The 20715-nt window shown below is 69.7% G+C and carries 24 protein-coding genes and 1 tRNA gene; 17 read left to right on the plus strand and 8 right to left on the minus strand.

Going from position 1 to position 20715, the window contains the following annotated elements; translation table 11 throughout:
- Positions 1–15: 15 nt before the first annotated feature.
- Both ACLQ2Q_RS10220 and ACLQ2Q_RS10225 read left to right on the plus strand, forming a co-directional pair.
- Positions 16–2109 (plus strand): PTS fructose transporter subunit IIABC, encoded by a 2094-nt coding sequence (locus ACLQ2Q_RS10220; protein ID WP_425820332.1) that lies wholly within the window; start codon positions 16–18, stop codon positions 2107–2109.
- 77 nt (positions 2110–2186) lie between these two features.
- Positions 2187–2456, plus strand: a complete 270-nt coding sequence (locus ACLQ2Q_RS10225; RefSeq protein ID WP_425820333.1) for an HPr family phosphocarrier protein — start codon at positions 2187–2189, stop codon at positions 2454–2456.
- A gap of 58 nt (positions 2457–2514) precedes the next feature.
- On the opposite strand, the gene ACLQ2Q_RS10230 is transcribed toward ACLQ2Q_RS10225, so the two are convergent.
- Complete coding sequence (locus tag ACLQ2Q_RS10230) at positions 2515–3153, minus strand: MBL fold metallo-hydrolase (RefSeq protein WP_425820334.1); 639 nt, start codon at positions 3151–3153, stop codon at positions 2515–2517.
- 99 nt (positions 3154–3252) lie between these two features.
- Between ACLQ2Q_RS10230 and ACLQ2Q_RS10235 the strand changes: the two genes are divergently transcribed.
- Together ACLQ2Q_RS10235 and ACLQ2Q_RS10240 are read left to right on the plus strand one after the other, a co-directional pair.
- Positions 3253–3325 (plus strand) — tRNA-Glu (locus tag ACLQ2Q_RS10235).
- A 267-nt stretch (positions 3326–3592) separates the two neighbouring features.
- Entirely contained in the window at positions 3593–3799 is a 207-nt protein-coding gene (locus tag ACLQ2Q_RS10240; protein ID WP_425820335.1) for a KTSC domain-containing protein, read from the plus strand.
- A gap of 6 nt (positions 3800–3805) precedes the next feature.
- On the opposite strand, the gene ACLQ2Q_RS10245 is transcribed toward ACLQ2Q_RS10240, so the two are convergent.
- Positions 3806–5677 (minus strand): thiamine pyrophosphate-requiring protein, encoded by a 1872-nt coding sequence (locus tag ACLQ2Q_RS10245; protein WP_425820336.1) that lies wholly within the window; start codon positions 5675–5677, stop codon positions 3806–3808.
- Positions 5634–5879 (minus strand): DUF2188 domain-containing protein, encoded by a 246-nt coding sequence (locus tag ACLQ2Q_RS10250; RefSeq protein WP_425820337.1) that lies wholly within the window; start codon positions 5877–5879, stop codon positions 5634–5636. Before ACLQ2Q_RS10250 ends, ACLQ2Q_RS10245 begins: the two co-directional genes overlap by 44 nt.
- Before the next feature lie 195 nt (positions 5880–6074).
- Here ACLQ2Q_RS10250 and ACLQ2Q_RS10255 point away from each other — a divergent pair, with 195 nt between their 5' ends.
- On the plus strand, positions 6075–6656 hold the full coding sequence (locus ACLQ2Q_RS10255; RefSeq protein ID WP_425820338.1) for a PadR family transcriptional regulator: 582 nt from the start codon (positions 6075–6077) through the stop codon (positions 6654–6656).
- Positions 6657–6722: 66 nt separating this feature from the next.
- Positions 6723–8411: an ABC1 kinase family protein gene (locus ACLQ2Q_RS10260; RefSeq protein WP_425820339.1), complete on the plus strand. Its 1689-nt coding sequence runs from the start codon at positions 6723–6725 to the stop codon at positions 8409–8411.
- A 12-nt stretch (positions 8412–8423) separates the two neighbouring features.
- On the opposite strand, the gene ACLQ2Q_RS10265 is transcribed toward ACLQ2Q_RS10260, so the two are convergent.
- Positions 8424–8972, minus strand: coding sequence for a hypothetical protein (locus tag ACLQ2Q_RS10265; RefSeq protein WP_425820340.1), 549 nt, complete (start codon positions 8970–8972; stop codon positions 8424–8426).
- A gap of 105 nt (positions 8973–9077) precedes the next feature.
- A complete protein-coding gene (locus ACLQ2Q_RS10270; protein ID WP_425820341.1) occupies positions 9078–9374 on the minus strand; it encodes a DUF503 domain-containing protein in 297 nt (98 codons plus the stop codon).
- A 400-nt stretch (positions 9375–9774) separates the two neighbouring features.
- Between ACLQ2Q_RS10270 and ACLQ2Q_RS10275 the strand changes: the two genes are divergently transcribed.
- The 5 genes from ACLQ2Q_RS10275 (at position 9775) to ACLQ2Q_RS10295 (ending at position 13093) form a co-directional block, all read left to right on the plus strand.
- The gene (locus ACLQ2Q_RS10275) at positions 9775–11271 is read left to right on the plus strand and encodes a cryptochrome/photolyase family protein (protein ID WP_425820342.1); all 1497 of its coding nucleotides are present in this window, start codon (positions 9775–9777) and stop codon (positions 11269–11271) included.
- 52 nt (positions 11272–11323) lie between these two features.
- Positions 11324–11653, plus strand: a complete 330-nt coding sequence (locus tag ACLQ2Q_RS10280; RefSeq protein ID WP_425820343.1) for a DUF3140 domain-containing protein — start codon at positions 11324–11326, stop codon at positions 11651–11653.
- A 65-nt stretch (positions 11654–11718) separates the two neighbouring features.
- A complete protein-coding gene (locus ACLQ2Q_RS10285) occupies positions 11719–12120 on the plus strand; it encodes a PPOX class F420-dependent oxidoreductase (protein WP_425820344.1) in 402 nt (133 codons plus the stop codon).
- Positions 12121–12167: 47 nt separating this feature from the next.
- Positions 12168–12332: a hypothetical protein gene (locus tag ACLQ2Q_RS10290; RefSeq protein WP_425820345.1), complete on the plus strand. Its 165-nt coding sequence runs from the start codon at positions 12168–12170 to the stop codon at positions 12330–12332.
- Positions 12333–12370: 38 nt separating this feature from the next.
- The gene (locus ACLQ2Q_RS10295) at positions 12371–13093 is read left to right on the plus strand and encodes an NUDIX hydrolase (RefSeq protein ID WP_425820346.1); all 723 of its coding nucleotides are present in this window, start codon (positions 12371–12373) and stop codon (positions 13091–13093) included.
- A gap of 7 nt (positions 13094–13100) precedes the next feature.
- Here the strand turns inward: ACLQ2Q_RS10295 and ACLQ2Q_RS10300 are convergent, their stop codons facing one another.
- A complete protein-coding gene (locus ACLQ2Q_RS10300; protein WP_425820347.1) occupies positions 13101–14147 on the minus strand; it encodes a lytic transglycosylase domain-containing protein in 1047 nt (348 codons plus the stop codon).
- Between the two features lie 190 nt (positions 14148–14337).
- Here ACLQ2Q_RS10300 and ACLQ2Q_RS10305 point away from each other — a divergent pair, with 190 nt between their 5' ends.
- From ACLQ2Q_RS10305 to ACLQ2Q_RS10320, 4 genes are all read left to right on the plus strand, one after another.
- Positions 14338–14736 (plus strand): nitroreductase family deazaflavin-dependent oxidoreductase, encoded by a 399-nt coding sequence (locus ACLQ2Q_RS10305; RefSeq protein ID WP_425820348.1) that lies wholly within the window; start codon positions 14338–14340, stop codon positions 14734–14736.
- On the plus strand, positions 14733–15416 hold the full coding sequence (locus ACLQ2Q_RS10310) for an SGNH/GDSL hydrolase family protein (RefSeq protein ID WP_425820349.1): 684 nt from the start codon (positions 14733–14735) through the stop codon (positions 15414–15416). The genes ACLQ2Q_RS10305 and ACLQ2Q_RS10310 overlap by 4 nt, the downstream gene beginning before the upstream one ends.
- Positions 15417–15482: 66 nt before the next feature.
- The gene (locus ACLQ2Q_RS10315) at positions 15483–15848 is read left to right on the plus strand and encodes a bleomycin resistance protein (protein WP_425820350.1); all 366 of its coding nucleotides are present in this window, start codon (positions 15483–15485) and stop codon (positions 15846–15848) included.
- A 142-nt stretch (positions 15849–15990) separates the two neighbouring features.
- Positions 15991–17463, plus strand: a complete 1473-nt coding sequence (locus tag ACLQ2Q_RS10320; RefSeq protein ID WP_425820351.1) for a glycosyltransferase family 39 protein — start codon at positions 15991–15993, stop codon at positions 17461–17463.
- 9 nt (positions 17464–17472) lie between these two features.
- Here the strand turns inward: ACLQ2Q_RS10320 and ACLQ2Q_RS10325 are convergent, their stop codons facing one another.
- Positions 17473–18501: an LLM class flavin-dependent oxidoreductase gene (locus ACLQ2Q_RS10325; RefSeq protein ID WP_425820352.1), complete on the minus strand. Its 1029-nt coding sequence runs from the start codon at positions 18499–18501 to the stop codon at positions 17473–17475.
- Positions 18502–18632: 131 nt separating this feature from the next.
- On the opposite strand from ACLQ2Q_RS10325, the gene ACLQ2Q_RS10330 reads away from it, so the two are divergent.
- Positions 18633–19382 (plus strand): hypothetical protein, encoded by a 750-nt coding sequence (locus ACLQ2Q_RS10330; protein ID WP_425820353.1) that lies wholly within the window; start codon positions 18633–18635, stop codon positions 19380–19382.
- A 123-nt stretch (positions 19383–19505) separates the two neighbouring features.
- Positions 19506–19976 carry a DUF4383 domain-containing protein gene (locus ACLQ2Q_RS10335; protein WP_425820354.1) on the plus strand — a complete coding sequence of 157 codons (471 nt, stop codon included), beginning with the start codon at positions 19506–19508 and terminating at the stop codon, positions 19974–19976.
- Between the two features lie 90 nt (positions 19977–20066).
- On the opposite strand, the gene ACLQ2Q_RS10340 is transcribed toward ACLQ2Q_RS10335, so the two are convergent.
- Complete coding sequence (locus ACLQ2Q_RS10340) at positions 20067–20648, minus strand: DUF305 domain-containing protein (RefSeq protein ID WP_425820355.1); 582 nt, start codon at positions 20646–20648, stop codon at positions 20067–20069.
- Between the last annotated feature and the right edge of the window lie 67 nt (positions 20649–20715).

The raw sequence follows: 20715 nt of genomic DNA on the forward strand, positions 1-20715 counted from the left end.
GAAGAGGAGAGTTCCATGGCCAACACGATCACCCCAGAGCTGGTGACGCTCGACGCCGATCTCGGCGCCGACAAGTCAGCCGTCATCCGGGCACTCGCCGCGCGTGTCGTGGCGGAGGGCCGGGCGACCGACGCCGAAGCCCTGCACGCCGACGCGTGGGCCCGCGAGCAGAAGGATGAGACCGGGCTGCCGGGCGGGATCGCGATCCCGCACGCGAAGAGCGCCGCCGTCACGCAGCCCTCGCTCGCGTTCGCCCGCCTGAAGCCCGGCGTCGACTTCGGCGCCCCAGACGGCCCGGCCGACCTCGTCTTCCTGATCGCCGCGCCCGCGGATGCCGCGGAGGCGCACCTCGCGGTGCTCTCCAAGCTCGCGCGCAGCCTGATGCAGGACGACTTCACCGCCGGTCTCCGGGCCGCCGAGACCAACGACGACGTCGTCGCCATCGTGCGCAACGCCATCGGCGAAGGGGATGCCGCGGCCCCGGCATCCGCGTCTGCCGCTGCGGTCCCGGCTGCCGCGGCCGTCCCGGCCGCGTCCGCTGCCACCGCCGCACCGGCCGCCGCGCCCGCCGCGACCGCCGTCGCCGACGGACTGAGCGTCGATGGGCGCCCGGCTCGCATCGTCGCGGTCACCGCGTGCGCCACGGGTATCGCCCACACGTTCATGGCGGCCGACGCGCTCACCGCCGCGGGCAAGAAGAACGGCATCGACCTCGTGGTCGAGCCGCAGGGATCGAGCGGCTATCAGGCGATCGATCGCAGCGTCATCGACAACGCCGACGCGGTGATCTTCGCCACCGACGTCGATGTGCGGGAGCAGCAGCGGTTCGCCGGCAAGCCGGTCATCCGATCGGGTGTGAAGCGCGGAATCGAGCAGCCCGATCAGATGATCCGCGAAGCCGTCGCGGCCGCGAACAACCCGAACGCGGCGCGCGTGAGCGGCACCGCCAGCCAGGGAGGCGCCACCGACGCCGCACCGCTGTCGATGGGAGCGCGCATCCAGCGGATCCTTCTCACCGGCGTCAGCTACATGATCCCGTTCGTCGCCGGTGGCGGTCTGCTGATCGCGATCGGCTTCGCTCTCGGCGGCTACGAGGTGGGCAACGAGGCCGGCACCGTCATCGTCGACAACGCACTGTGGGATCTGCCGGCCGGAGGGCTCGGACAGTACCTCGGCTCCGTCGCCTTCATCATCGGCGTCACATCTATGGGCTTCCTCGTCTCCGCCTTGGCGGGGTACATAGCCTTCGCCATCGCCGACCGCCCTGGAATCGCCCCGGGATTCGTGGCAGGTGCCGTGGCCGTGCTGATGAACGCCGGCTTCATCGGCGGTATCGTCGGCGGTCTCATCGCCGGTGTCGTCGCCTGGTGGCTGGGGCGCCTGGCCGCACCCCGGTGGCTGCGCGGCCTCATGCCCGTCGTCATCATCCCGCTCATCGGCTCGATCATCGCCTCGGGTCTGCTGATCCTCTTCCTCGGTCGCCCGATCGCGACGCTGATGGAAGGCCTGAACACCTGGCTGACCGATCTTGCGGGAACCTCAGGAATCATCATCGTCGGCGTGATCCTCGGCCTGATGATGTGCTTCGACCTGGGCGGCCCCGTCAACAAGGTGGCCTACGCGTTCGCCGTCGCCGGACTCTCGGCCGGTACCGCCGAGAATCCCACTCCGTACCTGATCATGGCCGCCGTCATGACGGCGGGCATGGTGCCGCCGCTCGCGATGGCCCTGGCCTCGACGGTGCTCGCCCGAAAGCTGTTCACACCCGTGGAGCGCGAGAACGGAGTCGCCGCCTGGCTGCTCGGAGCGGCATTCATCAGCGAGGGCGCGATCCCGTTCGCCGCCGCGGACCCGCTTCGCGTCATCCCCTCCTCGATGGTGGGTGGAGCCGTGACGGGTGCCCTCAGCATGGCGTTCGCCGTCCAGTCGCTGGCGCCGCACGGAGGCATCTTCGTCCTCTTCGCGATCAACCCGATCTGGGGCTTCCTGCTGGCCCTCGTCGCGGGTGTGCTCGTCTCGGGATTCCTCGTGGTGGCCGCGAAGCGCTACATCGCGCCGAAGGAACTCGCCGCGGCAGAGGACATCCCCGCGGTCGCCGTTCCGGTGTGACCCTCGCCTCCGCATCCTGGATGCGGAATGCTTGACCCACTCGTCGAACCATCAGCACGTCGAAGAAAGGAATCCCCATGGCAGAGCGCCAGGCCACCATCGCGAGCGCCTCAGGGCTGCACGCCCGCCCAGCGAAGCTGTTCGTGCAGGCCGTGCAGGAGAAGAAGATCCCCGTGACGATCGCGACCGAGGGCGGTCCCGACCTGAACGCCGGCAGCATCCTGTCCCTCATGGGTCTGGGCGCGTCGAACGGCACGGTCGTGACGCTGAAGGCCGAGGGGGATGGCGCCGAACAGGCGCTCGACGAACTCGTCGCTCTGCTCGAGACGGACCTCGACGCCGAGTAGTCGCCGCATCGAAGGCGCCCGCCGACCGTCCCGGTCGGCGGGCGCTTCTGCGTTCGCGTTACGCGTCGAGCCCCTCGCCCGGATCGAGGAAGAAGAACTCGCCGCCGTTCTCCTCCGTGGCCCACTTCAGGCGGGCCCGCGCCATATCCCGCCCGATGACCGACAGTGTCATGTCGTGCGTCCCGAACGCCATCTTCGGCTTCACGGCGAGCACGAAGTCCATCGCCTCGCCGATCTTGAGCCACGGTGCGCCGATCGGCGCCGCCAGCAGGTTGACATCGACTCCGCGCGGGACGGCATACGAGTCCCCGGGGTAGTACAGCGACCGGTTCACCAGCACCCCGACGTTGTCCACGACGGGGATCGTCTTGTGGATGACGGCGTGCTCGCCGCCGAAGAACTCGAGCGTGAAGGGATCCAGATCCACCGTGTCACCGGGCGCGACGACGGTGATGTCATAGCCGGCCGCAGCCTTGGCTACGCCCTCCGGAGCATAGATCGGGATGCCGGGTGCGCCCTTGAGGATGCGGTCGAGGTGCTCGGGGGTCCAGTGGTCGGCGTGCTCGTGCGTGAGCACGAGGCCGATCACGGGTCCGAGGTTGTCCAGAGGGGTCGTGAACGACCCGATATCGATGAGGAGGCTCTTCCCCGAGTCGTCTACCCGGAGGGCGGCATGTTCGTACTTCGTCACTCGCATCGTCCGAGTCAAGCGGTCCATATGGGGACTGGCAAGGGGCGCTCCCTCGATTTGTTGAGGCGCCCCGGCCCATGGCATACTTGTCAGGTTGTCTTGTGAGGCCCCATCGTATAGAGGCCTAGTACGCCGCCCTCTCACGGCGGTAACGCGGGTTCGAATCCCGCTGGGGTCACAAACGCAGAATGCCCGTCCGAAGGACGGGCATTCTGCGTTTATGGTGACGGCAGGGTGAGAAACGCACCGCGGGCGGGCCCCGCCGCCGGAGGCTCCACACGTCGCGAAGCGACGAGTGGAGGGGCGGTGGGACGAATCCCCCTCGGGCCACCGCAGGAGAATTGCCTCGGGCCACCGCAGGAGAGTTGCCTCGGGCCACCGCAGGAGAATTGCCTCGGGCCACCGCAGGAGAATCGCCTCGGGTCACCGACAGAGAGGATGCGCAATGAAGATGCACCCGATCACCTCGGACAGCCTCCACGCCGTCGGATACGACGCCGCACGAAGAACGCTGCGCGTCGAATTCCGCAACGGCGGCGTCTACGACTACTTCGACGTCGACCCGTCGCTGTACGACGCCATGCTGCAGCCACATCCGTGGCGGAGAGTCAGCGAGAGGGTCAAGGCCCACGCATACCGCAAGGTACGCTGACCCGGCTCACACGCCGCCGAGGCGCTCCTCGATCTCCACGTACGCATCGAGCAGCCGAAGCGCTCGGGCCGCCTGTGGGCCGCCCTCGGCGGCTTCCGCCGCCAGCGACGACCGCATCTGCTCGAGCTTCTCACCGGCCGCCGCGAGGGGTGGGAGCATCGGTGTGGCGGGGTCGGTCTCGATCGCCAGGACGCACGGCCGGTCGGCCGCCCAGGCCCGCTGCCACGCGGCATCCAGATCGTCCGCGGCGGACACCCGTTCGCCGGCCAGGCCGAGCACGCGCGCATACTCCTCGTAGGGCACCGGGGGCAGGGCCTGACTGGCCTCGAAGCGCGGGCTTCCCTCCATTTCCCGCTGCTCCCAGCTGACCTCGGCCAGATCGCGGTTGTCGAAGACCGCGATCACGAACCGCGGATCCGGCCAGCGCTGCCACCGCGAGGCGACCGTCACGAGCTCGGCCAGGCCGGTCATCTGCATGCCGCCGTCGCCCGAGAGCACCACGACGGGCCGGTCCGGGGCCGTGAGCTTGGCTGCCAGGCCATACGGGATTCCGCAGCCCATGCTCGCCAGCGTCCCCGACACGTGCGCGGGCACACCGGGCGGCAGGATGAGCTGGCGCGCGTACCAGTAGACGACGCTGCCCACGTCGAGTGCCACGCGGGCGTCGACGGGCAGGTGCTCGTTCAGGGCGCGCATCGCGGCCTCGGGGTTCAGTGGCTCGGCTTCCACCGCGGCTCGTTCGGCGCTGATGCCGCGCCATCGCCGGACGACATCCCGCACGCGTTCGCCCCACGCCGGGTCGCGTGCCGGCGCGGTCGCCTCCCGCAGGGCGCGCAGGGTTGCCGCGGCATCTCCGGCCAGTCCGATCTCCACCGCACTGCGGTTGCCGATCATCCGCGGGTCGATGTCGATCTGCACGGTTCTCGCCTGCCCCGGCTGGGGATAGAACTCGGTCCAGGGGTCGTTGGATCCGACGATCAGCAGGGCGTCGCACTCCGCGAAGACCTGAGCGCTCGCGGTCGTGCCGAGGTGTCCCATGGTACCGGCGGCGTAGGGAAGGCGCTCGTCGACGTGCGGCTTGCCGAGGAGGCTTGTGACGACCGCCGCCTGCAGGTGCTCGGCCAGGGCGACGACCTCGTCGACGGCGCCGGCGGCCCCCTGGCCCACGAGGAAGGCGGGGCGCCGAGCCGCGCCCAGGAGCTCGGCGGCCTCGGCGATGCGGTCGCCGGCGGCGCGAACGATAGGTCGGTCGAAGATCGCGGCGCTCGGCACGATCCCGTGTTCGTGGGGATGCTCCGGCTCCGGCTCCGACTGCACGTCGTGCGGAAGGATGACGACAGCGGGGGAGCGGGAGGCCAGCGCCGCGCGGAATGCCCGGTCGATCACCATCGGCACCTGCTCGGCGGTCGAGACCTCCGTGATGTAGCTCGCGGCGACATCGGAGAACAGGGTGCGCAGGTCGATCTCCTGCATGTACCCCGATCCGAGCACGCTGCGGTGCTGCTGGCCGATCAGGGCGACCACCGGCACGTGGTCGAGTTTGGCGTCGTACAGGCCGTTGAGGAGGTGTACGGCACCCGGGCCCTGTGTCGAGAGGACCACGCCCACCCCGCCGGCGTACTTCGCCTCTCCGACGGCCATGAAGGCGGCGTTCTCCTCGTGCCTCGCCTGGCCGAAGTCCACTCCGCCCTCGGACCGGCGGAGAGCGTCCAGTACGCCGTTGATCCCGTCCCCGCTGTATCCGTACACGCGCGATACGCCCCACTCGACAAGGCGTTCGACGATCGCGTCGGACACCGTCCGCTGCTGCTGCGCCACCGGCTCCTCCCTTCGGCTACTCGTGGTCGTCGTCGCCGCCGACCACGACGATGTCGTCATCCACATCGCCGCCGTCCGTGATCACGCCGGTCGGTTCGGCCTCGATCACGCTGTGACGGGTGCCGAGCTCGTCAGCGAGCCGCCGGCCGGCCTCGATGGCCTCTTCCCGACTGCTGTAGCTCTGCGAGAGATCCTCCTCACCGACCACCCGGTTCACCCACTGCCCGCGCTTCGAGCGCGTCTCCACATCGCCATCGGCCATGTTCGATCCCTTCGTCTGCGAGCGACGGTATGCGGGGGCGCCCGCGTCACGGAGGGGCTTGCGAGCGACGGACGCCGTGTGCAAAGACGCGGTATCGGGCCTGAATCATTCCTGGGAAACGCCCCGCCGGGGCCCTCAGCGATATATCGTCGAGTATCGCTGGACCCACGGGGGTCCAGGACGGAGGAGGTCATCATGAGCGGTTCCAACATGGGCGACTGGTTCGGCGGCAGCGGCAGCGGCGGGCGCGGCAGCGGCGGAGGCTGGCCCACCGGCGGACTCTGGGAGGCGATGGAGAATCTTCGCGGACAGTTCGAGCAGAAGGTCGGCGGCACGCGCATGGGCAAGGGCGACGTCCGCTCGGCGGTGCTCGCGCTGCTCGCTGAGAAGCCGATGCACGGCTACCAGATCATCCAGGAGATCGACGACCGCAGCGGCGGATCGTGGAAGCCGAGCCCCGGTTCGGTGTACCCCACCCTGCAGCTGCTCGCCGACGAAGGTCTGATCCTCGCCGAGGAGTCCAACGGCCGCAAGACGTACTCCCTGACGGTGGAGGGACGCGCGGTTGCGGATGCCGCGGGCGACCGCTCCGCGCCGTGGGAGGCGTCGAGTTCCCGCGACAGCGGGCGCGCGACGGCGTTGCCGAAGGCGGGCATCGATCTCGCTCAGGCCGCCGCGCAGGTCGGACGCTCGGGCAACCCGGAGCAGGTGAAGCAGGCCGTCGCCGTGCTCGAAGAGGCGCGACGTAAGCTCTTCAGCATCCTCGCCCAAGACTGACCCTGCTGAAAGACGCTGCAGCTGAACGACGACGCGGCCGCAGTACGTCGGCGTCAAGGAGACTCGATGTCCGACGCCGGCAACATGCGGGCCCGCTACCGCCGGATCACGCGGTTCGCCGCACGGTATCTGGTCCAGGCGTGGTGGTACGAGCTGTTCCTTCCACGCCTGGGCCTCTCCCGGATCTCCGCACACGGTCGTGCGGCGCGGCTGCAGCGGATCGCGCAGCGCTTCCACGTGCTCGCGGTCGACCTCGGCGGGCTGATGATCAAGGTCGGCCAGTTCATGTCGTCGCGCCTCGACGTGCTGCCTCCCGAGATCACGAAAGAGCTCGAGGGGCTGCAGGACGAGGTTCCACCCGTCCCGTTCCCCGCGATCCAGGCCATGGCCGAGGCCGAGCTGGGCGTGCCGCTCGAGCGTGCCTATTCCTTCGTCGATCCGACGCCTCTCGCCGCGGCATCCCTCGGTCAGGCGCACAGGGCGCGACTTTCGGATGCCGATGCCGCCCAGACGGGCCTGACCGACATCGTCGTGAAGATCCAGCGGCCGGGGATCGACGAGGTCGTCGATGTCGACCTGCGCGCGCTGCGCCGGGTGGCCGGATGGCTGTCCCGCGTGCGGCTCGTGGCGGACCGCGTCGACATGCCGGCCCTCGTCGAGGAGTTCGCCGCGACGAGCATGGAGGAGATCGACTACCTGCATGAGGCCGCCAGCGCCGAGCGCTTCGGCGAGCTGTTCCGGGATGACGCCAGGGTGGGTGTCCCGGAGGTCGTTTGGGAGCGCACCACGCGGCGGGTACTCACTCTGCAGGACGTCACGGCGATCAAGATCAACGATGTGGAGGGCTTACGAGCGGCGGGCATCGACCCTTCAGAGGTCGCGACTGAGTTCGCGGCCGTCATGTTCGACCAGCTCTTCGCCGACGGGTTCTTCCACGCGGATCCGCACCCGGGCAACATCTTCGTGACTCCTCGCGTCGGGCCGGAGGCCCGGCCCTGGACGCTCACATTCATCGATTTCGGCATGATGGGCGAGGTCCCGGATGGCCTGCGGCGCGGGCTGCGGCGCATCCTCATCGCCGCCGCATCGCGCAATGGCAAGGGAATGGTCGACGGCATGCGCGACGTGGGCGTGCTGCTTCCGTCCGCGGACACCGCCGAGCTCGAGCGCGCGATGACCAAGCTGTTCGCCCGGTTCGGCGGGATGGGATTCGCGGAGCTGCAGGAGGTCGACCCGCGGGAGTTCCGGGACTTCGCGATCGAGTTCGGCGACGTGGTTCGCTCGCTGCCTTTCCAGCTGCCGGAGAACTTCCTGCTGATCGTACGCGCGATGTCGCTGACGTCGGGAATGTGCAGCTCACTCGATCCGGCATTCAACATCTGGGACGCGGTGGAGCCCTACGCCAATCGTCTGATCCGCGAGGAGTCGGGCAACGTGGTGCAGGGCTTCGCCAGGCAGGCCGTCTCGACCGCGAGTGTGGCTGCGCGGCTTCCGCAGCGGCTCGACGAGCTGGCCACGCGGATCGAGGACGGGCGCCTCGTGGCTCAGGTTCCGCGGATCGAGCGACGGCTCGATCGCGTGGAGCGGATGGTGCGGCGTGTCGTCTCAGCGATCCTCTTCGCGGCGCTGCTGATCGGCGGCATTGTGCTCCGTGCGGATGAGGCCATTCTCGGGACCGTTTTGATGGCGGCATCCGTTCTACCGCTGCTGCACGCCCTGTTCGCAGGTTGGGCCAGCGGCCGTGGGCCGGCGTAGACCCTCTGCGGGTCAGTCTCGGAGACCCACCCTGTCGGGGATCTCGAACGGGAGGTGCGGCAGCCAGGCCGCAGGGTCGGGCCACGCCCGCGACGACGGGAGCTTGCGCAGCAGGCGGCGCACCGCGGCATCCCGCGGCGTCGTCGGGGCCGGCGAAGTGAGAACCCGGCGGGGGGCGTGGTGCCCGAGGGCACCGCACCACCAGTGTCGCCAGGTGTCGGGAGCGCCCTCCGGTTCGAGCACGATGTAGTAGTCGGGCATGAGCGCGGAGCCCGCCTCGAAGAGCGCGAGGGCGTTCTCGACTTCCAGCTCGAGCGCCCCGAGCGTCGACCGCTCCTCGAACAGCTCCACCCACGCCGCGGCCACGTGCTCGAGCGGGTCCGCGTCGTGCACGATCCACGGTGTGCCGGCGGCGGTGATGCGCCGTGTCGCCAACGTGGGCTCGCTGTCACGCAAGGCGAGAACCTCGACCCCTCGGATGCCGTCCAAAGTGGCCAGTGCATCCTCCGAGTGCTCGCCGACGATTGCTATCACCGTCCCGGTGTTCATCGAGTGCGCCATGTTCGATGGTATGTCGGCGAGGCGCCGGAGGGCGGGATCTTCTCGATGTGGGCAGCCGCCGGGCGGGTCGCGCCTCGCCGGGCGCGGTGCTGCGGGGCCGGGGATTCAGTCCTCGCTCGAGTGGAGCCCCTGCCGCGCCGACAGGATCGTGATCTCCGGATGCGCCTCCGCGAACTGGTGATCCACGCGGTCGAGCACATTCCTCACGTGCGCCGCGTCGCTCGCGACGACCGACAGGCCGATCAGGGCCCTTCGGTGCAGGTCGTGGTGCCCGACCTCCGCCGCGGCCGCTTCGGTGCGCCGGCTCAGGTCGGCGATCAGTGGCCGGATGACGCTGCGCTTCTCCTTCAGGGAGTGCACATCGCCGAGCAGCACGTCGAACTCCATCCATCCGATCCACACCCTTGCGAGTCTGCCAGGCGCTGCGGGTTCCGGCACTGTGGCGGGCACGCCCGCGGCCGCACCCGGAGCACCGCGGGCTCAACGGCGGGGATCGTCTCCGACACGCCGACTCCGGATGCCGCAACCCGGCGTGTCGCCGAGGATCCCCGCCGTTGTGCACGACCGGCCCTCGCCCGGGCCCGATGGCCCCGGCGGATGACCGACACAGAACCCCGATCTCTCCGTCGCGCGACCCCGAGCGCAACGGCGGGGATCGCTCCCGACACGCCGTCACCGGATGCCTCTGCCCGGCGTGTCGCCGAGGATCCCCGCCGTTGTGCACGACCGGCCCTCGCTCGGCGCGGCGACCGGCACCCTCCCGACGACCCCTCCGGTATCGGGCGAGTGGCATCATGGCCGCATGAAAGCCGCGCTCGTGCTCGCCACTCAGGTCTTCGAGCGGCATCCGGCCTTCGACGACCCCGAGATCGACCTCGTGCTTTTCATCGAATCGGATGCCGCCTTCCGTCGCCGCCGGTACCACTCGCACAAGATCGTGCTGCTGCTCGCCGCCATGCGGCACGCGGCGGACCGGCTCGCGCGCTCGGGGACGAGGGTGGAGCGGGTCGGGCTCGAGAGCGGCCTCGGATTCCTGGACGGCCTTCGCGCCCTCGTCCGGGAGCACGGGATCGACCCCCTCGCGTGGATGAGCGCCACCGACCGCGGGATCGACCAGCGACTGCTGCGGTTCTGCACCGACCAAGGCCTGCGGACGCGCGTCTATCCGGACGCCCTGTTCCTCACACCGGCGCCGGTCATCGACGAGTGGTTCGCCGCCGCGCCGCCGAGCGCGCGGATGGAGGACTTCTATCGGTGGCAGCGCCGCCGCACCGGCATCCTGATGGACGGCGACCGGCCCGCCGGGAGGCGCTGGAACTTCGATGCCGACAACCGCGAACCGCTTCCGCGCACCGGGATCGACGTCCCGGCGCTGCTGGTGCTCCCTCACGACGAGATCACCCGCGGCGCCATCGCCGAGGTGACCGAGCGATTCCCCGACGCGCCCGGGGATCCCCAGAACTTCTGGCTTCCGGTCGCACCGGACTCGGCGCGAGCCTGGCTCGGGGACTTCGTCGAGCACCGCCTCGCCCTGTTCGGCCGATACGAGGACGCGATGGCGGAAGGCGAGCCGTTCCTGTTCCACTCGGTCAGCAGCGCCCTGCTGAACATCGGGCTGCTGACGGTGGAGGAGGTCGTCGCCACGACACTGGCTGCCCGGGATCGGGTGCCGTTGGCATCGCTCGAGGGATACCTGCGCCAGGTGATCGGATGGCGGGAGTACATGCGCGGCGCCTACCGCGCCATGCCGGAACTCCGAGAAGCGAACCACCTGGGGCAGACGCGCCGACTCGAACCATGGTGGTACACCGGATGCGACATCCCCGACGACCTGCCGGTACCGGTGCGCACGGTGCTCCAACGCGTGCACCGGTGGGGTTACGCCCACCACATCGAGCGGCTCATGGTGCTCGGCAACTGGTTCCTGCTGCAGGGGTACGACCCGCGCGAGGCGTACGAGTGGTTCTCGACGATGTTCGTCGACGCGTACGAGTGGGTGATGGTGCCGAACGTGCAGGGCATGAGCCAGTACGCGGACGGCGGCCGGGGCGCCCACGAAGCCGTACATCTCGGGCGGCGCGTACCTGCAGAAAATGGGCTCATGGTGGCGGAACGATCGCGAGGCGCGCGGGTCGGAGTTCACGACCGCCTATTGGGAGTTCCTCGAGGCGCACGAGGATCAGCTCGTGGGCAATCCCCGGCTCGAGCTGCCGCTGGCGCAGATGCGCAAGCGGCGCAGCCGGTGAGGACGCAGCGGGTCAGGAGGCAGCGGGTGAGAACACAGTGGTGGGGAAGGTGAACACGGCTGTCAACCCGTTGGCGGCACGGCCTCCGGCTCGAAGAATGGAATCGTGACTGACGACGACGCAACGACGGAGAAGAAGTTCTCGGATGCGGTGAACATGACCGCCTCGCAGATCGAGAAGTGGCTCGACACCGACGAGTCCAAGAGCGTGGGCGACCGCTCCGGCGGGGGAGAGTCGACCGGGCACGCGTCCGGGCGAAGGATCATCGACATCCTGCGCAAGAAGAAGGCCGAGCTCACCGGCGGTGATCGGGAGCACATGCGGAAGGTCGTGGGGTACGTCCACCGCCACCTCGCCCAGCGGCCGTCGGGGGATGTCACCGACACACCGTGGCGCTACTCGCTGATGAACTGGGGACACGACCCGAGCAAGTAGGCCGGGCGACGCCTCAGCCTTGCGGATCGGGTCCACGATCGGTGACCGTCATCCAGGATGAGAACATGCCCACCCACTACGACACCATCTCCGCCCGCTACCGTCGCCTGCTCGCGCTGCCCCTCTACGGTCACCTGGGCACCATCCGCCCCGACGACACGGTGCAGGTGACCCCGATGTGGTTCGAGTTCGACGGCGAGAATCTTCGCTTCACGCACACGACGTACCGGCAGAAGTACCGCAACCTGCAGCACAACTCCTCGATGGCGCTGTCGATCATCGACCCCGATGATCCGCATCGCTACCTTGAGGTGGCTGGTCGGCTCGTCGAGACCCTTCCGGACCCCGGTGGCCTGTTCTACGTGCGGCTGCAGAACCGCTACGGCAACCCGAGTTCTACACCGCCGAAAGACAAGGCCGATCGCGTGATCCTGGTGATGTCGATCGAGCGGTCGACGAAGCAGTAGCCGCACGCCGCCTGGCGCCGCCGTGCGCCGGCGCGGACAATGAATCCATGACCGACCCCGCGCCGCAGGATGAGGACCCCGTCCTGCTCGTCTCCCGGATCGCGGAGTCGCTGCCCGCGCTCGACGCGGAGGCGCTCGAGAGGCTCGCCGGCGCGCTCGATGAGCTGACGGAGGCCGTCGGTCTGCTCATGACCGCAGACGACGGCGAGTAGCGACCGCTCCACCTGCCGCACGGGCGTAGCCTGAACGGATGCCCGCCGATCACGCCCCGCAGAGCGCTCGGGCTCAGCTGATCGCCCTCGCCGACCAGTCCGCGAACGGCCATGGGGTGCCCGGATGGCGTGTGCTCACCGACCTGCCCGACGTTCCGGATGCCCGCTCCGCGGCCGTGCTGATGTTGTTCGGCGTCCTCGATTCGCTCGAGAGCGACCATGAGGCGCAGGCCCGGGCGGTCTCGCGCGACCTCGACGTGCTCCTGCTCGCCCGGGCATCCACGCTGCGTTCGCACCCCGGGCAGGTCGCCTTTCCCGGCGGGCGGGTCGATCCGGGCGACGAGTCGGTGGTCGCCGCGGCGCTGCGCGAGGCGCGAGAGGAGACGGGCCTCGACCCGGACGGCGTGGAGGTGCTCGGAGAGCTGGAGAACATCCCCCTGGAATACTCACGGCATCTGGTGACGCCCGTGCTCGCCTGGTGGCGGCATCCGTCGCCCGTGCGCGTCGTCGACGAAGCCGAGTCGGCCGACGTGTTCCGGGCGGGCGTCGCCGATCTGCTGAACCCCGCCAACCGCGGCTCGACGGTGATCCGCCGCGACGGGCAGGAATGGCGCGGCCCCGGCTTCGTCGTGGGGCACGCGACGGGCGAACACCTCGTGTGGGGATTCACCGGCATGCTGCTGGACGGACTCTTCGACCGCCTCGGCTGGACCGAGCCGTGGGACCCCAGTCGCGAGCTTCCGCTCGTGCTGCCCGACTAGCGCGGGGTCAGTACCAGCCGACCGACTGCGAGTGCGCCCACGCTCCGCACGGCGTTCCGTAGCGGCCCGCGATGTAGCCGAGGCCCCACGCGACCTGCGTGGCGGCGTTCGTCTGCCAGTCGGCACCGGCCGACGCCATCTTGCTGCCGGGGAGAGCCTGCGGGATGCCGAACGCACCGCTCGACGCGTTGTAGGCGCGATAGTTCCAGCCCGACTCCTTGTTCCACAGCGGCACGAGGCACGAGGAGAACTGGTCATCGCCCCAGCCGTAGTTCGCGGCGGCCATACTCCGCGCGGTCGCCTGCGCGCCCGCGGGGCTGTTGTCACCGCCCCCCGTGGCGACGGGCATCGGGGCGGCGCCGCCGCCGGACGAGCGCGCCGGCGCGGACGCCTTTGCAGCGGCAGCCTTCGCCGCTTCGGCTTCGGCCGCGGCCGCCGCGGCAGCCGCCGCCGCCTCGGCCTCGAGTCGCGCCTTCTCAGCGGCCTCTTCAGCAGCCTTGCGCGCCTTCGCCTCGTCGAGGAGTCGGCGCAGCTCCGAGACCCGGCCGTCGACGGAGTCGACCAGGCCGTTGAGCTCGTCGGTCAGATACGGCAGGAAGGGGGTTGCAGCGCTGTTCGCGCCGGAGAGCCGCTCGACCGTGGCCTCGAGCTCGGCGGTGTCGATGGAGGTGTCGGGCTGTCCCAGGTCCAGACCCGTCGCTTCGATGTCGGCAGCGAGCACCAGCGCGGCCGCCTTCGTCGCGTCGGCGGCTGTCAGAGCTTCGCGTGCCTCCCCCGAAGCGCTGTCGCTCTCCGCCGCGACCGAAGCCATGGCGGGCGCCGATGTCGCGAACGACGCCAGCGCGATGCTCGGCGAACCGAACGCCGAGCTCTGCGACGAGGCGGACGCCTCGGCCGACGAGGCCGGGGCTGTCGCGACGCCGGCGGTGGCGAACAGGCCCAGCGCGAGGCCCGCGGCGATGATCGCCGACCGGCGATCACGACGGGTCATCGCCGAGCGGCGGTCGCGACGACGGGGCTGAATGGCGGGCGAAGGGGTGCTGAGAGTGCGCATGAAAACCGAGTTCCGTATATGAAGACCGAGCCGATGGGGCGGCGAGTGCACCCGCTCGCGGGACGCAAAGCACCGAGTCTGCACGGCGCGTCTGGACGATTCCCGTGTATTACCTGTGTGCCGCGAACATGGCCGAGCACCGGAACCAGCACCGCTCGCGCTTCCGAGGCGCGAAGAGCATCCTGGACTCATGACAGGCGCGCAGCGGAGATCGGGCCCTCCGAAGGCTCTTCGGCGGGCGACCGAATCGATCGCGATGCTCCTCGCCGGCCGCCGTTGGTTCCCCCTGTGGGCGGTGATGCATCATCGAGGGCGACGCTCCGGCGCCGAGTACGTCACCCCCGTCGCGGTGATCCCCACCATCGACCGTGGCACCATCCTGATCGGCCTGCCATGGGGTGCGGGCACGAACTGGGCGCGGAACGTCGAGGCCGCCGGGGGAGCGCAACTCACCTGGAAGGGGCGCGAGCACCGGGCCGCGTCGCCTCGGATCATCGATCCCGCAGAAGCCGCCTCCCTGGCGAAGCCGATGTTCCGGCTCGTCGTGCGGCGGATGCCGGCCGCCATCGCGCTGAGACGGGTGCCGTGACCGCCGCCGCTCGAGCGCGCGGCCTTCTCGTGGCGCTGGCCGCGGCATCCGCGCTGCTGCTCACCGCCTGCGCGCCGCTCGCCGACCCCACCCCGCCGGGGGCGAGCGATCTGCCGGAGGACGCGCCCGTGGTCGCCTTCTACGGCGACTCGTACACACGAGGCACAGGCGCGTCCGATCCCTCATTGCGCTGGTCGACACGCATTGCCCAGGAACGAGGGTGGCGGGAGTTCAATCCGAGCGTCGATGGGCTGGGATTCGTGAACAACCGCACCGAGACGCGGGCGGACCTGCCGGGCGAGATCATCGAAGCCGATCCCGACATCGTTCTCGTCACAATGGGCTTGAACGACGCGTTCAGCTACGACCGGGCCGGCAGCGGCATCCGCGATCAGATCGAGAAGGACTTCGAGCGCCTGAAGACGGAGCTCCCGGATGCCCGCTTCGTCGTGGTGGAGCCGTTCTGGTACACATCCGATCGCCCGGCGTCGATCGAGGCGATCGTCGGCTGGGTGGAGGCCGCCGCCGACGACATCGGCGCCGACTACATACCGGGCGCCTCCCGCTGGATCCAGGGGCGGGAGGGCGAGATGGCGGCCGATGGGCTGCATCCGAACGACGACGGGTACGAGCTGATCACGCAGAGGATGGATGCGGCGCTCAGCGACCTCGGACTGTAGCCGGCGCCGCGCGGAGGCATCGACGGGGGCTTCACTTCGCGCGCCGAGTCGTCGTAGGTTCGGTGGATGGCGGATCGCTCAGTGCCGAACCTTCCCTCCCGCGACTTCGACGCGACCATCGACTTCTACACCGGCTTCGGGTTCGAGGTGTCGTATCGCGACGGCGGGTGGCTGATCCTCGCCCGCGGAGGGGTCGTGCTCGAGTTCTTCCTCGCCCCCGAGCACGACCCGTACAGCAGCTGGTTCATGGCGAGCATCCGCGTCGGCGACCTCGATGGGCTCTATGCGGCGGTGCGGGGCAGCGGCGTGCCGGAGGCGGATTCGGGCATTCCACGGCTCGTTCCCGTCGCCCTGCAGGAGTGGGGCCAGCGCGCGGGGTATCTCGTGGACCCCGACGGGACTCAGCTGCACCTCATCGAGGATGCCGGTTAGCGTCGGAGCGCGAGAAGCTGCCGCCCGCGTCCACACCGGCGGCGCCCGCCGGTACCGTCGCGGTGGTGCGACCCTCCGGGAAGCGAGCCTTGGCGCGGTCGTGTCTGCGGCCGGGAGCGGCCGCGCTCGCTAGCCTGAGCACGTGATCGCCGACGATACCCGCACGACGGTGCACCGGCATCCGCTGGCGACCTCGCACGTCGTCGGGGCGATGCTCGCGCTGACGGTGGTGCTCGCCATGCTCTCGCCGCAGTACGGATATCACCGCGACGAACTCTACTTCCGGATGCTGCCACCGGCGTGGGGCTACACGGATCTGCCGCCGCTGACGCCGCTGCTCGCACGCCTGTCGATCGCGGTGCTCGGCGACAGCGTCGTCGCGCTCCGGGTCATCGCCCTGCTCTGCGCCGCGGCATCCATCGTCCTGCTCGTCCTCATCACGCGCGAGGTGGGCGGCACCCGGCGGGCGCAGGCTTACACGGCCTGGGGGATGGCGGGCACGACCGGAACGCTGCTGTTCGGGCACGTCCTGCTCACCGCAAGCCTCGACCTCGTGGTGTGGCCGGCGGCGCTGTTCTTCGCGGTCCGCGCTGTCCTGCGCGATGACGGCCGGTGGTGGCTCGCGGCCGGTGCCGTGATCGGCGCGAGCACGTTCAACAAGCTCCTCGTGGTCGTGCTCATGATCGGGATCGCCGGGGGCCTCGCGGTCTGCGGTCCTCGTCGCTGGTTCGCCTCCCCGTGGCTCTGGGGAGGTGTCGCGCTCGCGGGGCTCCTTGCACTGCCGAATGTGATCTACCAGGCGACGCATGGGTGGCCGCAGCTCGCGATGGGCGCGGCGCTCAGCGAGAACAACGCCGAGGAGGTGCGCATCATGATGTGGCCGATGCTGGTGCTGCTCGTCGGCCCGGTGCTCGCCGTGTTCTGGGTGGTGGCAGTCGTGGCGGTGTTCCGCAGGCCTCGCTGGAGGCCCCTGCGCTTCCTCGCGGTCACGTTCGCCATCGTGGTGGTGTTCGTCTTCGTCGGAGGCACCCAGTTCTACTACACCGCGGGGGTGCTGTCGGTGCTCTCGGCGGTGGGCGCCGCCGTCGTCGCCGACTGGGCGCGCACCCGGGCGAGACGCGTGCTGGTGCCGGCCCTGCTCGGCGTCAATGCGGTCGCCTGTGCGATCGCGTCGCTTCCGGTGCTGCCGGTGCAGGCGTTCGGTGCGACGGGGCTCGCGAACATCAACTCCGCAGCGGCGGATCAGGTCGGATGGGAGCGATACGTCGAGCAGGTGGTGGATGCCGCGGCATCCGCCGAAGCCGACGCCATCATCGCGACGAACTACGGCGAGGCCGGCGCCCTGAACCGGTTCGGCGCCGGGCTGCCGCCCGTCGTCAGCGGCCACAACGCCCTGTGGGCACTCGGCGCCCCCGCCGAGGATGCCGAGACCGTGCTGATCGTCGGATGGCAGGCGACTCGCGCTCAGGAGTGGTTCACGCAGTGCGACGTCGTCGCGGTCTTGGACAACGGTGTCGGAGTGGACACCGAGGAGCAGGAGGCACCTCTCATGCGTTGCTCGTTCCCGCTGGCGCCCTGGAGCGTGCTCTGGGAGAGGTTCCGGCACCTGGACTGAGCGAATGGGCTAGACCCGGGTGCCCACCCAGCCGAGCGCCGGAGCAACGAGCGTCGCGAAGGACTCCACCACCCGAAGGTTGAAGTCGACGCCGAGCTGGCTGGGAATCGTCAGCATCAGCGTGTCCGCGCTCTGGATGGCGGCGTCCGCCAGCAGCTGCTCCACCAGCGCGTCGGGCTCGGCGGCGTAGGTCTTGCCGAACGTCGATCGCATTCCGTCGATGATTCCGATCTGGTCGCCGTCCTGTCGGCCGCCGAAGTACATGTGGTCCTCGGCCGTCACCAGCGGGAAGATCGAGCGGCTCACCGAGACGCGCGGTTCGCCGGCGTGCCCCGCCTCGCGCCACGCGGCGCGGAAGGCATCGATCTGCTCTGCCTGCAGGATGTCGAAGGGCCTTCCGTCGGCCGAGGTCAGCAGCGTCGATGACATGAGGTTGACGCCGACGCGGCCGGCCCACTCCGCCGAGTCGCGATTGCCCGCGCCCCACCAGATGCGCGAGCGCAGGCCGGGGGAGTGCGGCTCGATCCTCTGCATCCCCGATCCGCCGCCGAAGGGACTGGAGTCGTCCCGCTCGGCGAGACCCTCCCCCTCGATCGCGCGCAAGAACAGCTCGAAGTGGTCGCGGGCGAGGTCCGCGCCCCGGGGATCTTTCGAGCCGGTGTAGCCGAACGCCTCGTAGCCGCGCACGACCGTTTCGGGTGACCCGCGGCTCACGCCGAGCGCGAGCCGTCCGTCGCTGATCAGGTCGACGGCCGCCGCTTCCTCTGCGAGGTACAGCGGGTTCTCGTACCGCATGTCGATCACGCCGGTGCCGACCTCGATGCGCCGCGTGCGGGCGGCGATCGCGGCGAGCAGCGGCAGAGGGGATGCCTGCTGCCGGGCGAAGTGGTGCACCCGGAAATAGGTGCCGTCGACGCCGAGGTCGTCCATGCCCTGCGCCAGGTCGATCGCCTGCAGCAGCGAGTCGCCCGCGGTGAGCTGGCGGCCGCCGCCGAGGGGTCCGTAGTGGCCGAACGAGAGGGTTCCGAAGCGCTGCATGACAGGTGCAACGGTAATCCTCCGGTGTCCATTCCGGTGGATGCGCGCGCCTGCGCAACCGTGGCTCGACGGCCGTCGGCGGGGCCGGATGGCGCGGTGTGCGCCAAGATCGGTGTGTGTACCTGCCTCCGATGTCCGTAACGCCCCCGGAGGACGCTCTGCCGGGGGGCCACTCATATGGCGGTGTGATCCTTCCCGCCGGCGACGTGGAGCTGGATGACCTGCTCGCGCTCCTGCGCGTGATCCGCTTCTCCGGTTGGGTGGCCCCGCCCCAGGACGGCTGGATCGTCGTGCTGGGCGACCCCGGCGCCGGCGTCGTGGCCAACGGCCGGCGCGGCGTCCTCGAGGTCGGCGCGCTCCTCGCGGAGCGCAGCCCCGGCCCGTCGCTCGCCATCCGGGTGCTGCGCGACCGACAGCTGGCACTGGTCGCCTGGCGCGGGGGCGAGGAGTTGGTGCGCTACTGCAGCGATCCGTCACGTGAGCCGGGGGCGGATGAGGACGTCCTGAGCGAGCCTGTCGGAGCGGAATCCGCGGAACTGATCGCGGGGCTGTGGGATCGACCGGATGCCGCGGAGCCGCTCGGTGAACTGCTCGAGGAAGAGCTCGACCCCGACAGCGTCTACGAGTCGGAGCGACTGGGCCAGGTGCTTCGGATGCTGGGGCTGCCCGCGTGGCTCGTCGCCGCCGGCGAACTGCCTCGCCGCATGCCGACGGGTCCCGCACCGTCGGAGCTCACCCGGCTGCGAGCAGGGCAAGCCGGATGGGCGGGGAGGGCGTTCGGGGCGCTCTTGCGGCCCGTGCGCCGACGGCAGACGGCGCCTCCCGTGATCGCGGACCCGCCCAAGGGGAACGACATGGGGTTCGAGGGATGGATGTACTGATCAGTGACACATCCGTCCACGATGTCAAGCCCCCTCCGCGACGTGAAGCGACCGATTTAGCCTTCCGAGAACCGGGCCACACCCACGTGCGGTCCAGCACCAACCATGTTCGGAGGCATCACCATGAGTGCATCACAACCGGCGAGCACCCGGCGCTTCGCTGAGACGGCCGTTCAGAAGGCGGCACTGATCGTCGGCATCGTCTTCCTGGTCGTCGGCGTCGCCGGATTCATCCCCGGGCTGACGACGGACGTCAACGCCCTGCTGATCGCGGGGCACGAGTCCCACGCGCTGCTGCTCGGCGTCTTCCAGGTCTCGATCCTGCACAACATCGTCCACCTGCTGTTCGGCATCGCCGGAGTCGCCGTCGCCCGCAGCGCCTCGGCGTCGCGGCAGTACCTGATCTGGGGCGGGGTCATCTACCTCGTGCTGTGGATCTTCGGACTGTTCGTGGCGGGGGACAACCCGGCGAACTTCGTCCCGGTGAATACGGCGGACAACTGGCTGCACTTCGTGCTCGGAGTCGGGATGATCGCGCTCGGCCTGCTGCTGACGCGCGATCGCACCAGGACCCGCCGCACCACGACCGCCTGAGCCGGAGAGGCGTCGCTCCCGGGTCGGCTCGTCCGACCCGGGAGCGAAGTGCTCCGACAATGCGCGACCGCACGAGGCGCTTCTCCTCGCTCAGAGCCCGTCGAGGAGTTCCTTCATCCGCTCGATCTCGAGCGTCTGCGCTGCGACGATCTTCTTGGACAGGTCGATCGCGCCCGGGTTCTTCCCCTCCTCGATGTGCTCCTCGGCGATCTCGATCGCGCCTTCGTGGTCGGCGATCATCTGCTCGAGGTAGAGGGAGCCGGCGGCGGTGCCGGAGGCGCTGCGGAGCGCATCGAGATCGGCATCCGTGATCATGCCATCGTCGGCATCCGGCTCTTCCGGCTCCGCGGTGGCATGCCATTCGTCGAGCCATGTCTCGAGCTGGTCGATGTCGGTCTCGTAGGCGACCTTGATGCGGTCCGCGAGCTCGGTGACGCTGCCGTCGACATCGTCCTTCTCGAGCACGATGTCGGAGGCCTCGATCGCCTGCTCGTGGTGCGCGATCATCGTGCTCGCGAACTCGATGTCGTCTTCGTTTGCATCGACCGCCGCTCCGGAGGCGTGGTCCATGTCCGACATGTCGTCATCGCCGCCCGCGGTCCCCGCGCATCCGGTCAATATGAGCAGTGCGGCCAGGATCAGCGTCGATGCCGCGCCAGGTCGTGTCTTCATGTCGCTCCCCTTCGATCGAGTCGAACCCCTGCGTCAAGGGTACGCGGGGCAGGCGATTCATCGACGG

It is taken from the genome of Microbacterium sp. DT81.1 (assembly GCF_049844955.1).
In the GTDB taxonomy this organism is placed as follows: domain Bacteria; phylum Actinomycetota; class Actinomycetes; order Actinomycetales; family Microbacteriaceae; genus Microbacterium.